Genomic DNA, 14,685 nt, shown 5'->3' with positions numbered 1-14,685 from the left:
TAAGGAATGAATGGCGGCACTATAGCGCCTTGGGATATGTTATTTCGGTTGGTTTTTTGAAAAAATATGAAGGGGATTTACCTGTAAATTTTCGAAAATTACGATTGAAAGACGATTTGGAATTGAAGCCGCAATCAAAAGCGATAGATAGCAGTGTATAGTTTTGATTTTTTTCATCAGCAATCATTTTTACACATTCAACTACCCTAAGCGAATTGATATAGTCGTAAAAACTCTTCTTAAATTTAGAATTGATGACTTGCGATAGCGCAGCATCTTTTAGCTGTAAGGATTCGGCTAATTTGCTCAGCGTTAGTTCCGCGTTTTTGTATAGTTTTTCTTGCTCCATTATCCTGTTTAGTTGCAGGAAAATACGTTCAACTTCGTCTTCTGTAAGTGAAGACCAGTCGTATTTTATTTTATTGGATAATAAATCTACATTAATGGGTTCTGCTAAAGGATTTCTGCTTTGAGGAGATGAAGTGTGATGCTCGGTTGCTGAGGGGGATAAAGTATTGGTGGTTTTGAATATTTGTTGTTGACGTACACCAAAAAAGCCAATGAAACAGATATATAGCGAGGCACTCAAATAGATGCTCTCTGCGGTAGGATAAAAAATAACAAAGACCCAAATTCCAGCTATGCCTGCGATGAGGTAGCGCAGCCAATTCAAGCTGATTTTATCTTTATCTGAAAATTCTTCGCTTATTTTTTTCTTATATCGATGCAGTAAAACAACTGAGGCTAAGACATAAACAATTCCCGAAATGATGATGCCAACATTGGTAATGATTCCAATGATCTTATAGTAGGAAGAGGAAAAGCCCTGATCATAAAGCAATAGCTTTTGCTCCGGGTTTTGTAGTAAAAAAGATATCCATAAAAGATAGGCAAAAGCAACAGGTAAGAAATGAAGTAGGTTTTTCTTATTGAATTTTATTGGTGTGGTAAGATGAAGGATATATAAATACAGGAAAGGCCCATGAACAAATGCTAATAAATCTCCCCATCCTATTAAATTGGGAAATTGGTGATAATTTCCTGAAACCAGTAAATACAGACTGGCTAAATGAAGCGTTGCTACCAGCTGCCAAATCATTAGTAGTTTATCAGCAGTTATTTTATCAGGCTTAACTGCTAGTAGTATGAACAAGTATAATGAAATTGCAATACTGGTAAAGTATAACATGCTGTTGTTTTGTATGGGTAGCCTGATGTTATGGATCAGTTCAAAAATATGAAATATCTCCAAGTTCTGACCCATTGGTTGCAAACACTAGCTTATAATCAAACATTTTTCGGAGTCCTGCTACTACTATTTGGAAACTCACATTCTGTTTTGTTTGATCAAACAATAGCAGCATTTGACCCTGTGTTAACCAAACTGTTTCGTCATGTAGTTTGACGTCTATTGAAGTTTTGCCACTTGAGGATTGAAAAATAATAATTTTCCCTTCAGTGATAACTTAAAATATGATATATGTGAACGCAATTATAAATGGTCAATAAAGCACAAATACTGAAATTATGTTTTTTGCAGGTAGAGTGGTATGCCGGCAATTCTCATTAAGTCGTCTTTAAATTGTTTCGATCTCAATAGGGCAGGGAGTACATTCTAATGAGTAAAACGCCTGTAAGTTGATAACTTGCAAGCGTTCTTGTTTCAACCTTATTTAAACATAAAAAATAGGGAGTGTCTTGAATGCAATGATCGAATCTGGGTTGATTAGTATCAAAATTGTGCACTGAGTTATACTGTAGAACTTAATAGCAGCCTGTTTGTATGGTGACTTAAACTGTATAGCTCAGTTTTTTCTTCAAGATGATTTCATTTTCGTTACGGCTTGTGATCTTAAATCCCAATTTCAAAACCATCCTTGTTGCACGGGAATTATTGGCTTGAGTAATGCCTATAATCGTGTGAACATTTAAGGTCTGTTGTGCGAAGGTGAAGAGCAGGCTGAATGCTTCTTGCATCATATTTCTTCCCCAGAAATCTGGAAATAAGGTCCCCCCGATTTCAATTTCACCTTTGACTTGCATCCAGTGATGCAGTGCACAGTCACCAATGATTTTATCGGGCTCCTCAGTAAGGCGTATAGTCCATATACCAACACAATAGGAAAGGATGCGAGCCGTAAATTCACTTGGCGATTCACGGTCAAGGATGGCTTTTTCATTATAAACTTCAAGCGCATCAAGAGTTGTATAGAGCTCATGATAACGATTGGCATCGTTTTTCGTCAAAGGGACTAGTTCAAGTCGTAAATCTGATAGTTTGGGAATGATGATTTGCTGCATAGGTACACTAGATAAATGTTGTAAAGCTATCAAAACATTTTAAGAAAGCTGTTGCTGTTCAAGTAGGGGAAATCTACCGGTATTAATGAGGTGTGAATTTGAGGGAGTATTGCCTTAAAGGCTCAACCCGTTTTTCATTAAATCATGATCAGCTTTTTGATCTTTAACGTGTCTTTACGCTTTGAAACGTGTGGGTCATTTCAAATTTTATTGTGTCCTTTGTTTTTCTTCATCAATGCCTGCATTTCTTTTACGGGCAGCAGCGATGTTTGCTCCAAAGCGATAGCTAAAACTTAATGCACCATATCTGGTGTCATTTCTTTTGAAGAAGCCGTTGTTTTGATTGAGGTAGTTTACGCTGACATGATAATTGTTGCTGTTGAAAATATCGCCGGCAGAAAGTTTAATGGTACCCTGGCCATTTAAGACAGTTGCTTTTATACCCGCATCTACATTGTAGTTGTACCCTATTTTATATATACCCTGAATACCGAAAGAATCATACATAACAGAAAGCTCTGCTTTAATGCCGTGTAGTTTATCGATTGTAAAGGATTGAGTCGTATTGCCGTCGTAAGAAAACTGATGATAATCATAACTGCCTTGCTGATAGGCAGATTTTTCGCGTTGATAGTAAAGTTCCAGCATAGTACTCATTTCCCACCAACTGTTTAATTGAAATGCAGTTGATAAACGGATGCCTGTGTTTAAGCTTAAGCCTAGGTTTTGATGTGTATTGTAAAGGACTTTATTTATATTATCCTGTATGGTAATGTTGCTGAATACATCGTGAGTTGCAGTATAATAAGCCGTTAGGTTGTATCGCTTATTGTAAGTATATCCTAACTCTATATTTTGTACAAAGGCTGGTCGTAATGAGGGGTTGCCTACCAGATAACTATAGGGGTTTGAATATTGTCTTGCCGGATTGAGACGGTTATATTCCGGACGTTCAATGCGGTAACCATAAGTAAACTGCAATTGGTTCAGTTCATCCGGTTTGTAAAGTGCAAAGAAGGTTGGGAAAAGCTTAAAATATTGTCTTTTATCTTGTGAATTGGTGGTGATTGAATAGCCTTTGGTACGTGTATGCTCTCCTCGTAAACCGCCTTGCAAGTTCCATTTTCCTATGCTGAGGCTCATACTGGTATACATGGAGGCAGTGTTTTCTGTGTATTCAAAATGATTACTATTCGCTGTTAAAAACAATGGTTGTTGGCCTGCATTGTTGTAAAAGTCAAAATTATTCTGACTTTTAATGCTGCTGTATTTAAAACCAGATGTGAAGTTCCAGATCTTGCCTGTTTTATAATTGTAATCGAGTTTAGCTGAATAAACATCTATATTTTGGGTAGTGGGTGTATAAATATAATATGGACTGGAAGTAGGGCTGCCATTGGACAAAAAAGAATGACTATTTAAATATGGTTGACGATTAACCCGGTAAGGGGAATAATCCAGATCTAAATTGAGGCCTTGTCCGTTTGTATCCAGTTGAAGGTTATAATTAAGGTTGTAGGCGTATTGGTTATTGTACTGTCGGGTACTGCCATTGGTTTGTAAAGTAGAATCAGGAACTGTCCTGAAGTTATTGGTAACCTGGGTATGCGTATTTATCATCGTATTGCCGGTTCGGTTATTTCCGGTTATTAAAAAACCAAGGACCTGTTGACTGGTCAACTGGTAATCCAGCCCGAAACGGTAGTTGTTGGTTTTATATTGCAGTATACTATAGCTGGGGCTGTCCCAGTAGGAGTATTCACCAGGACTATTATAAACGACATAATCGTGTTTTTCAAATCGATTTTTGCGGGATGTAAAACTGTAGCCCCCATAAATGTTTAATTTATCTTTCCGATAATTAAAATTAGAGCCAATCACAGAGCTACCGTATGTCGCTTGAGTGAAGCCGCCATTAATTGTTGTATTGAATCCCAGTACTTTTGATTTTTTAGTTATGATGTTGATTACCGAGGCGCCTTCTGCCTCAAAGCTGGCCGGCGGATTGGAAAATACTTCTATTTTAGCGATGAGGCTAGAGGGAATACCCTGTAGGTAAGCAGAGAGGTCATCTCCTGATAAATGTAATGGTTTATTGTCTAAATAAAGTTGAACATCCTTTTGATTGGCGATAATGGTGCCTGTTGACGTTAATAGTACTCCTGGTGCTTTGGTTAATGCATCCCAGGCTGTACCTCCACTGGCCACAATACTTTGCTCTACATTAAATGTTACCCGGTCTGCTTTACGCTCAATGACCGGTTTACTAAAGGATATGGTTACTTCTTTTAAGGCTTTGCTATCACTTTGCATCATTATTTTAAGGCTGTCTTTAGGTATCGGAACTGAAAGCACAACAGGTTTATAACCTATCAAAGTGGCAGATATCTGATAAGTACCCTTCTGCATTTGATTTAAAGTGAAATTTCCCATATCGGTAAGTACAGCCAACACATTTTTATGGTTTATGCTTAAAGTAATGGTGACACCATCGAGTGAATGGCCGGTTTCATCGGTAACTATACCTTTGAGGGAATACTGGGCACTTAAGGTAAATGGCATTAAGGCCATAAAAAAAAATAGGAGCTTTTTCATGGTAGCAAACCTACATTGAAGTAATATTAAGGCTCATTAAGAAGTATTAAATAACATTAAATTTCATGTGACACTGATCTATTTAAAATATTTATGATCAACTTCGTGTTATGAAATGGCTTTCAAACCGATATGCTTACCCAATGGTAGTGCTGGCAATTGCTGTATGTGTCATTTTACAATTGGTCTGGCTTAACCAGCTGTTTGTTGCACAACGTAAGCAATTAAAAGTCGATCTGGAGCAGGTGGTGATGGATGCGGCAAAAATGAGCACATATCTAAGTGTTGTTCAGGGGCATGAAGGGAACGAAAATTTTAAGAAATTTTTTCTGTCATCGGATTGGTTACAATTTAGTCATGCCTATCAAAATATGCGTTTTAATCAGGTCGCAACTCATCTCAGATCTGATTTTAAAGGGGATAGTACCATTGTTGATATTCGTTTACAGTTTGCAAATGGTCAATCAAACGATAAACCAAAGCAACGCGTTATAACCGTTGATCAGGGAACAACACTGAAGAAGGAATTGGCTTTGGATCAGGTAGCTATTAAACGAATGGACAGTCTCGTGCATCATTTACTTGATCAGGAGGGGATTTCGGTTTATGCAGAGCGTGTTGTTTATAGTTACAATAAGGATACACTATCCAGTAAGCTGTCTAAGGAAAAAATTCTTCATGCAGCATTTACCAGTAAACAATATGCTTATAATTTTATCTTTTTCCGTACCTATCAATTAGCGGTGCCCACTTTAACCTGGGCAGTATTGTATCGTATGCGGTATTATATATTGTCTTCATTTTTTATGCTAGTGCTTACGGGAGCTGTGTTTGTATTTATTCTTCGCCTGATGCATAACCAGCGGCTTTATAGTGATGCCCGTGTGTCCTTTACCAGTAATATGACACATGAACTGAAAACTCCGGTTTCAACTGTAGCTATAGCTTTGGAATCAATCCTGGAAAACCACCTGGAAAATAACCCAGAAATCCTGAGAAATTATCTGGAGATAAGCAGGGGAGAAATAAAGCGTTTGAATTTAATGATTGATAAGGTGCTAAATCTTGAACAATTGGACAATGCTCAGGTGCAGTTGCGTCATGAACTGTATGATGTACAGCAGGGTTTAAATGAGATAATTTCTTCCATGAAGATTCAAATCGACAATGCCGGTGCAAAATTAGATTGGCAACCCATTTCCCAACCATGTTTTGTGTATGGAGATCCGGTGCATCTGACCAATGTATTTTATAACCTGGTTGAAAATGCGTTGAAATATGGTGGTAAAGGTGTCAATATACAATTAAGTTGTAGTTGCATCTACGATGAAGTTATAATTAGTTTTAAGGATAGTGGCCCTGGTATTGCGTCCATTTATCACAACCAAATTTTTGATCGTTATTTCAGGATTCCGGGCGACACGTCAGATACTCATACAATTAAAGGTACTGGACTCGGTTTAAATTATGTTAAACATATTTTGGAAAAACAAGGCGGTTCTATCCGGTTAATTAGTGAACGGGGACAGGGTAGTAATTTTATTATTCATCTACCTTCGGCATCATGAAGCACAAAATATTATACGCAGAAGACGAACCTTTTCTGGCTCAAATCGTAAGCGACAACCTAAGGGCTAAGGGGTATGATGTATGGATTGCAAAAAATGGACAGGAGGCCCTTGAGGAGTTTAAAACCAATATGCCTGATTTATGTTTGCTGGATATTATGATGCCACTTAAAGATGGTTATACTTTAGCACAGGACATCAGAAAACTAAATACTGGCATACCGATTATTTTTTTAAGTGCAAAATCACTTGAGGAAGATGTGGTTAAAGGTTTCAAGACTGGCGGTAATGATTACATGCGAAAACCATTTAGTATTGTGGAGCTTTTGGTTCGTATTGAGGCACTGCTCTTGCGTTTTAGTGTAAAAAGACAAGCATCTGATGAAATTACTGTTCTACGGTTTGGCGATTGCAGTGTGGACACCGTAAAGCAGCAACTTAAAACTACTGTTGCTATTTATGATTTGTCTTATAAGGAAATGATGTTGCTGCAACTGCTTGTGAAATATAAAAATGATATCCTGGAACGTCAGCAAGCGCTTCTTAAAATATGGGGCGACGATAGTCTTTATAACAGTAACAGTATGAACGTTTTTATTGCACACCTTCGAAAAATGTTGAAAGACGATGCTTCTTTACAGTTGATGAGTATAAGGGGAATAGGCTATAAACTGATTGACAGAGGTTAATTCGTATTAAATCATTGAATGGTGTCTTTTCCTTATCTTTGCCGGCAACTCAATATTTTCATACTGTGATTAATGTAAACAACATCTCCGTTTCATTTGGCGGAACCACTCTGTTTAGTGATGTAACCTTTTCAATAAACGAAAACGATAAGATTGCCCTTATGGGTAAGAATGGTGCAGGCAAGTCGACCATTTTAAAAATTATTGCCGATGTAGCGAAGCCTACCTCTGGTAATGTAACGGGTCCGAAGGATGCAGTAATTGCATACCTACCACAACATTTACTTACTCAGGATAAGGTTACTGTTTTTGAAGAAACAATGAAAGCTTTTCAGGAAGTAAACCAGATGCAAAAAGAGCTTGATGAACTGAATGAACAGCTAACTATTCGTACTGATTACGACAGTGATGACTATATGAAGCTAATTGAACGTGTGTCTGAACTGAGTGAAAAATTTTATTCTATCGAGGAGATCAATTATGATGCAGAGGTGGAGAAGGTATTAAAGGGATTAGGTTTTGAGCGTAAAGATTTTACCCGCCAGACTTCCGAGTTTTCGGGTGGGTGGCGTATGCGTATTGAATTGGCTAAAATTCTGTTAAAAAAGCCCGATCTCATTTTGCTTGATGAGCCCACCAATCATATGGACATCGAGAGTATACAATGGTTAGAGGATTTTCTGATCAACTCGGCAAAAGCCGTAATGGTGATCTCGCATGACCGTGCTTTTGTAGATAACATTACCAATAGGACCATTGAGGTGACTATGGGTAGAATTTATGATTACAAAGCCAAATACAGCCATTATCTTCAGTTGCGTGCGGATCGTCGTGTACACCAATTGAAAGCTTACGAGGAACAACAGCGTTTCATTGCAGATAACCAGGAATTTATAGATCGTTTTAGAGGTACTTATTCTAAAACTTTACAAGTGCAATCACGCGTAAAGATGCTCGAAAAACTGGAAATAATTGAAATTGACGAAGTGGATACCTCAGCATTGCGCTTGAAATTTCCTCCATCGCCACGTTCTGGTCAATATCCTGTAATTGTGGAAGAGCTAACTAAAACTTATGGAGATCATGTTGTGTTTGAAAAAGCATCTATGGTGATCGAACGTGGAGAAAAGGTGGCTTTTGTCGGTAAAAACGGGGAAGGGAAGTCGACGATGATTAAGGCAATTATGAGTGAGATTGATTTTGACGGTGATTTAAAAGTAGGTCACAATGCTAAGATTGGATATTTTGCTCAAAACCAGGCGGCATTACTTGATGAAAATTTAACGGTATTTGAAACTATTGATCAGATTCCGCTAAGTGATGGAACTGTAAAAATTAAGGATCTTTTGGGTGCCTTTATGTTTAGTGGCGATGATACCACTAAAAAGGTAAAGGTGCTTTCCGGAGGAGAGAAAACACGTTTAGCGATGATCAAATTACTGTTGGAACCAGTGAACTTATTGATATTGGATGAGCCGACCAACCATTTGGATATGAAAACTAAAGATATCATAAAAGACGCTCTTAAGGATTTTGATGGTACTTTAATTTTGGTTTCTCATGACAGGGATTTTCTCGATGGACTGGTTAAAAAAGTATTTGAATTTGGAAATAAACGTGTTAGGGAGCATTTTGAGGATATTAAAGGCTTTCTGGCTTATAAAAAAATGGATAGCTTAAAGGAAATCGAACAGGGCTAAGATGTTAATCAGGCCATTTAAACAAAAAGCCTTAGTGCATTCTAAGGCTTTTTGTTTAAAAAATAATGTCTCAAATATGAGAAATAAACCTTACCTTGCCACCGTTATGAATGTACAGGATACCCAGCAGAAAATAATTGAGGCCGCTATATTGGTTTTTAATGAAGATCCTTCTTCTCCGCTTGAAAAGGTAGCCGAAAAGGCACTGGTGACCAGAAGAACTTTACATCGTTATTTTAAGGATCGGAATGAATTGGTGCAGCTGTGTGAGCAGGATATTAGGCGAAATTGCAGAAAGGGAATACTGGCAGCAATGAATTCGTCATCAGACGCGCTTAAGCAGTTGGAACACATGCTTTATGCAGGAATAGATTGTGGGGTAAAGTATTCCTTTTTCTATAAAATGCACAATATGCATGATCATCAGCATCACAAGGCCAATGAGGCTTGTGTGGAATATGATGAAATCGATGCCTGTTATAAAAATATTATAAAACAACTTCAGCAAAAAAGGAAAATTAGTAAGCATGTTACGCTTGAATGGGTTAAAATTCTTTACAACAGCATTATTATAGGGACAATTAATGCACAGGTGAATCATTTGGTTGAAAGAAAAGAGCTTAAGAATTTTGCATGGTTTTCTTTTAGTAAAGGAATTGGAGCTTAAAAAAAATTGTCCTATTATGTCTCTTTTTTGAGACATAAAGGTGGATTGTATTAATGAATTAGAAGGTTGTATTAACAATGAAATTTAAAATAAGATTATGAACAGAAAATTTGATGTAGTCATTGTAGGAGGAAGTTATGCTGGTTTGTCTGCAGCGATGACTTTGGGGAGAGCGATTAGAGAAGTGTTGGTTGTTGACAGTGGGAAGCCCTGTAATCGTCACACCCCACATTCTCATAATTTCCTTACCCAGGATGGAAAGACACCGGCTGAAATCTCTGTTTTGGGCAGGGAGCAGGTAATGGCTTATCCAACAATTGAGATCAGGACTGGGAGAGTAAGTCAGGTGACTGGGGTTAATCATAATTTCCAGGTCATGATTGATGATCGTGAAATTGTGGAAGCAAAAAAAGTGTTGTTTGCTACAGGTGTAAAAGATTTGATGCCGGAGATCAGTTCTTTTGATGATTGTTGGGGTATTTCTGTAATTCATTGTCCTTATTGTCACGGGTATGAATTCAGAGACCGGAGGACAGGGATTTTAGTTAATGGGGATAAGGCTTTTGAATTTGGGCGCCTGATTCATAACTGGACTAAGGAGCTTTTTGTTTTTACGGATGGCCCGTCAGTTATTAATGCTGAGGACATGAAAAAATTATCTGATTTGAATATACAAATTGTAGAGAAAAAGATTAAAGGATTTGAGCATGTGAAAGGATATCTGCACAGTGTAGCATTTGTTGATGGCAGCAGATTGGTGCTGGATGTGATGTATGCAAGGGTTCCTTTTGAGCAACATTGTGAAATTCCAGAGCTTATGGGCTGTGTTATAGGGGCGACAGGATATATTGAGGTGGATGAGCTACAAAAAACCTCAGTGGCAGGAATTTATGCTGCTGGCGACAATACGACGATGGGTAGGGCTGTTTCGACTGCTGTGGCTGCCGGAACAAGAGCTGGAGCGGCAATTAACCATGAGCTGTTAGCGGGTAATTAGTGCTCGCCTTTGGGGTATATCGTCCTTTTTTTCTTGTTGTTCTCGGTGTGGTTGAGCCCAGGCATTTAATGAGACCTGATAATTTGTTTTTTATTTCTTTATTTAATAATGTTTAATTAATGTAGAAAATTAATTTCAATGTAATTTTTAAAAATAAATATTTGAATCAAAAAAAGGAGTTTTTTTGCTTATTGTATTTTTTTGTAAAAAATTGGCATCATAAATTATTATTTTAAATAATTTTTGTGTTGCACAATATGGGTATTTTTTTCCTCAAAAATACCCGTTATTTTTTTATTAAAATTTTGATTTTAAATTTTATTTGGTTTTTAATGTTGCATTAAACTGTTTTTATACTTTTTTTAAGTTTGTGGAATGATTATTGTTATCGAAATAAATTTTATTTTATTTTTTTAATAATAATCTAAATTCTAAGTATTTTGGTTATGTAAAATCATGTTAACCTAAAAGAAACATAGAGTCCGTGTTGTTGTCAGATTCAATTGGGTAAAATCTGTCTGAAATGCGTTTTTCAGAAAAACAATAAAGGAGTTTCTTGAGGGTAAACTGATGTTATTTAATCAATCCTTAGCGTGATCAAACTTCGTATTAATCCGATTTTCGGACTTTACTTTCTTTTTTTTCTGCTAATGAGCTCTTCTTTGGCTTTTGCTGAAGGCAGTAAGGATTTGTATCCCAAAAATACTCCTGGAAACAGGGCTTTTCTCTATTGCAATACTAATAGTAGCTTTACAGATTCGTGGCCTTTTAAAACACCAGGAACACATTATGTTTATGTGAAAACCGGAGAGGTTATTGCTGCTGGGTCGAGCGCTCAGGGGGTAGGTCTTGGAACCATCCGTTTTACTGCCCCAAATGGAGTTTCTTACAATTCGGGAACTTCTACTTCAGTTGGACGGATCAACAACAGGGCTGCGGAACTGGCTGGTCCCTGGATCAATTCGGGTAGCAATGTAAACTGTTATAAACCTTATACATTGATAGTTAAATCTGGTGAAGAAGGAGTGTGGAAAGTGGATTTTATTCCGCCTAAAGGAGAAGCTGGCACAAGCAATATCACCGTGCCGGATGTTGCAGCTGATGCAGACTGGACACAGGGAACTGGAAACGGTGGTACCAATGGAGATATTATCGCAGCTTGGGATGTTTCTGTAACATCGGATAATATTTCCTGGAAAACTGGGAGGTTATTTACCAATGTATTGAATTTGCACATCAAGGATAGCTTTGAAGAAAACAAAAGTTATTATGCTTCTCATTATGTACTCACCAGAGATGGTCGAGCATATAGAATTCAGACAAATGGCAGTAATGGTGTAGGATTTACTTTTTTTTCGAATAATAATGGCTTTACGAACAATTCCGTACCAACTTATAAAAGTCTTGACGTATCTACCCAAACTGAGGTTTCTAATGTAACCCACGACCCAAGAAGCCCTGATGATGCACAAAATGTCACACATAAAATATTTTATGCCAAACCTGCGAAAGAATTGCCTGCAAGTGCAGCAATTTACCTGGCGGGAACTCCTGGAGCAACTACCTGGTTAAAGAATACTGCCGTTCTTCCGAAAATCAGTGATGTACAAGTGGTTGGTACAGAAGGAACAATAGGGCAGGTTAGTGTTAAAGGAGCTTACATTAAATTTAATTCAACAACGGGCGGAACATACAAAATTGTAATACCTGTTCCTTCCGGTGCAGACAGGAACATCATTGGAGTGGCGGCTGTAGGGGCAAATACGGTGTTTTGGGATGGAAAAGATGGAAACAACAGTTTTGTGCCTGCAGGAACCACATTAAGTGAAATCAGAACAAGGCTTTTATCTGCTGAGGTGCATTTCCCTTATATAGATATGGAGATTAATCCTAAAGGGATTATCATAGAGTTAACGGATAATACGCTGGATTATAATTTGATTACAAATTCTGCTGATGAAGGGGTGTATAGTGATAAAGTGTACTGGGATGATTCAAATGTGTCTGGGGCTGGTACATTGCCAGAGTCATCAAATCCTTTCGTGAATTTAACCGGCGGGGCATCAAGTAAGTTATTGGGGCATAAGTGGGGTGCATACAAGGCTTCTGAGGGCTCTGGTAATTCCGGATCAGGCTCATTTAGTTTTGGGAATACAAAATCAATGGACACCTGGGCCTATATTCAGGGAAGTGAGGAGTCACAGCCCCTTAATATGGTCATCAAAACAGCAGACCTTCTTATAGAGCGTATTACCCCTTCAACAGATCTTTACTTCTCGGATCACCAGCTAATGTATACCGTTAGGGCAAAAAATAACGGACCAAGTGATGTATCGGGAACCACATTTGATTTTAAAGCTCCCCCCGGTTTTGTCATTAGTTCAGTTAATCCAATTGTAATAAGTGGAACGGGTACGGCCACGGTGAATGCTCCTTTGATCACAGGCAATAGTTATCAGGCAAAACTGGATATGAAAAATCAGTCTGTTGTCGAATTTACAGTTGTAGGAAAAGTAACCGGGGCGCTTATAAATCAAATCGTGCCTGTTGAGGCGAGTATCATGCGCCCACCTGACGTGACTGACCCGGATGCAACCAATCCTGATTCGAATACTGGTCCTGTCAATCCACATGACGAATGCTTAAATGGGACAGCCATTAGCAATTGTAATAACATAAAGTACAATATAGTAAACCCACAGGAATTTTGTATTGGGAACCCGATGTTAGGGGTGGCTTATACTTTGTCGATTGGAGGAGCTTCAGGCGAAATTACGGGTGCAGTACCTGGTTGGCTTGAATCAAAGTTTGAGAACAATACCTTATCTGTTTCGGGTAAGCCTTTATTGGCTGGAATTTATGCGTTTACATTAGGAACAGTAAATAGCGAGAAGGAAAAGACAACCGTGTTGATTAAAGTAAATCCTATGCCGGTTATTACCACACAACCAGCTTCTGTTACAATTTGTGAAGATAAAGATGCGACGTTTACTATAGTTTCCTCTTCAGTAGGAAATACTTATAAATGGCAGTACCAGAATGGCGGACTTTGGAAGGATTATACAAGTGCCGAGGGGGCTACAGGCTTTAATACTTCCACATTGATTGTTTCTAAGGTAACAATGGGAATGGATAAAACAAATATCCAGGTGGTTGTGAGCTCAGCTTTTGGTTGTGTATTGAATTCAGATATTTCAGTGCTTAATGTGAACCCGAAACCCTCACCACCCGCAATTCTGCCTTCAAAAACTGCATTTTGTGACGGGGAAAATATAGTGCTTAAATCTTCAGCTGATGATGGGAACCAGTGGTATATAAATGGTAAATCAATTCCCGGGGCCGTAAAAAAAACGTATGTAGTGCAGGATACAGGATCTTATACCGTTACTTATACGAATAAGAATGGATGTGAGAGCCTGGGGTCCTTAGCGGTTAAAATAAAAATGAACCCTTTGCCTCCTGTTCCTCAAGTCAAAATTACCGGGGATACTACATTTTGTAAAGGGGGCAGTGTTCTGCTGGAGTCTTCTGCTGACACCAATAACCAATGGTATAAGGATGGTGAAATATTAATTGGGGAGACAGGTAAGACTTACAAAGCAATAGATCCAGGGATATACTTTGTTCTTGTTACGAATGAAAATGGTTGTAGTAGTAATTCCAAATCTGTTGCAGTAAAGGTAAACCTATTGCCAGTGGCACCTGTGATCACCTCAGATAAACTGGTGCTCTGTGAAAAGGATTCGGCTACTTTAAGTTCCAATGTGACTGGCACGCTTCAGTGGTATAAAGACGGTGCAAAAATAGCAGGAGCAACCGGCAGTAAATACATAGTGAAAAGCAGTGGCAAGTACTCACTGACGATTACCGATACAAACACCTGCCCAAGCGATCCTTCCAATGTGATTACCATTCAGGTAAACCCATTGCCAGTGGCACCTGTGATCACCGCAGATAAGCTGGTGTTCTGTGAAAAGGATTCGGCGACCTTAACTTCCAATGTTACTGGCAATCTTCAGTGGTACAAAGACGGTGCAAAAATAGCAGGAGCAACCGGCAGTAAATACATAGTGAAAAGCAGTGGCAAGTACTCACTGACAATTACCGATACAAACACCTGCCCAAGTGATCCTTCCAATGTGATTACCATTCAGGTAAACCCTTTACC

General features: G+C 38.3%; 8 protein-coding genes and 1 pseudogene. 6 read left to right on the top strand and 3 right to left on the bottom strand.

The window, feature by feature from the left end; all coding sequences use genetic code 11:
- Positions 1-19 precede the first annotated feature (19 nt).
- The 3 genes from B0O44_RS11430 to B0O44_RS11420 all read right to left on the bottom strand — a co-directional run bounded on the left by B0O44_RS11430 (position 20) and on the right by B0O44_RS11420 (position 4,896).
- Entirely contained in the window at positions 20-1,153 is a 1,134-nt protein-coding gene (locus B0O44_RS11430) for a helix-turn-helix domain-containing protein (protein WP_211321367.1), read from the bottom strand.
- A 638-nt stretch (positions 1,154-1,791) separates the two neighbouring features.
- The gene (locus tag B0O44_RS11425) at positions 1,792-2,301 is read right to left on the bottom strand and encodes a GNAT family N-acetyltransferase (protein ID WP_110830499.1); all 510 of its coding nucleotides are present in this window, start codon (positions 2,299-2,301) and stop codon (positions 1,792-1,794) included.
- A 207-nt stretch (positions 2,302-2,508) separates the two neighbouring features.
- Positions 2,509-4,896 (bottom strand): outer membrane beta-barrel family protein, encoded by a 2,388-nt coding sequence (locus B0O44_RS11420; protein ID WP_110830497.1) that lies wholly within the window; start codon positions 4,894-4,896, stop codon positions 2,509-2,511.
- Positions 4,897-5,006: 110 nt separating this feature from the next.
- On the opposite strand from B0O44_RS11420, the gene B0O44_RS11415 reads away from it, so the two are divergent.
- The 6 genes and pseudogenes from B0O44_RS11415 to B0O44_RS11390 all read left to right on the top strand — a co-directional run.
- Positions 5,007-6,464 carry a sensor histidine kinase gene (locus tag B0O44_RS11415; protein ID WP_110830495.1) on the top strand — a complete coding sequence of 486 codons (1,458 nt, stop codon included), beginning with the start codon at positions 5,007-5,009 and terminating at the stop codon, positions 6,462-6,464.
- The gene (locus tag B0O44_RS11410; protein WP_110830493.1) at positions 6,461-7,153 is read left to right on the top strand and encodes a response regulator transcription factor; all 693 of its coding nucleotides are present in this window, start codon (positions 6,461-6,463) and stop codon (positions 7,151-7,153) included. Before B0O44_RS11415 ends, B0O44_RS11410 begins: the two co-directional genes overlap by 4 nt.
- Before the next feature lie 65 nt (positions 7,154-7,218).
- Positions 7,219-8,853, top strand: a complete 1,635-nt coding sequence (locus tag B0O44_RS11405) for an ABC-F family ATP-binding cassette domain-containing protein (RefSeq protein ID WP_110831912.1) — start codon at positions 7,219-7,221, stop codon at positions 8,851-8,853.
- Between the two features lie 76 nt (positions 8,854-8,929).
- Complete coding sequence (locus B0O44_RS11400; RefSeq protein ID WP_170123320.1) at positions 8,930-9,520, top strand: TetR/AcrR family transcriptional regulator; 591 nt, start codon at positions 8,930-8,932, stop codon at positions 9,518-9,520.
- Between the two features lie 97 nt (positions 9,521-9,617).
- Positions 9,618-10,517, top strand: coding sequence for an NAD(P)/FAD-dependent oxidoreductase (locus B0O44_RS11395; RefSeq protein ID WP_110830488.1), 900 nt, complete (start codon positions 9,618-9,620; stop codon positions 10,515-10,517).
- A gap of 650 nt (positions 10,518-11,167) precedes the next feature.
- A pseudogene (locus tag B0O44_RS11390) lies at positions 11,168-14,685 on the top strand (immunoglobulin domain-containing protein); the annotation flags it as partial.

The sequence above is a fragment of the Pedobacter nutrimenti genome, from assembly GCF_003208655.1.
In the GTDB taxonomy this organism is placed as follows: Bacteria; Bacteroidota; Bacteroidia; order Sphingobacteriales; family Sphingobacteriaceae; genus Pedobacter; species Pedobacter nutrimenti.
The sequence above is the reverse complement of the archived record's forward strand: the minus strand, read 5'-3'. Positions and strand labels throughout refer to the sequence as shown.

Excerpts from the sequence above, each read along its gene's own strand:
- B0O44_RS11425 (WP_110830499.1), bottom strand. The coding sequence starts at position 2,301 with ATGCAGCAAATCATCATTCCCAAACTATCAGATTTACGACTTGAACTA.
- B0O44_RS11420 (WP_110830497.1), bottom strand. The coding sequence starts at position 4,896 with ATGAAAAAGCTCCTATTTTTTTTTATGGCCTTAATGCCATTTACCTTA.
- B0O44_RS11395 (WP_110830488.1), top strand. The coding sequence starts at position 9,618 with ATGAACAGAAAATTTGATGTAGTCATTGTAGGAGGAAGTTATGCTGGT.
- B0O44_RS11410 (WP_110830493.1), top strand. The coding sequence starts at position 6,461 with ATGAAGCACAAAATATTATACGCAGAAGACGAACCTTTTCTGGCTCAA.
- B0O44_RS11415 (WP_110830495.1), top strand. The coding sequence starts at position 5,007 with ATGAAATGGCTTTCAAACCGATATGCTTACCCAATGGTAGTGCTGGCA.
- B0O44_RS11400 (WP_170123320.1), top strand. The coding sequence starts at position 8,930 with ATGAGAAATAAACCTTACCTTGCCACCGTTATGAATGTACAGGATACC.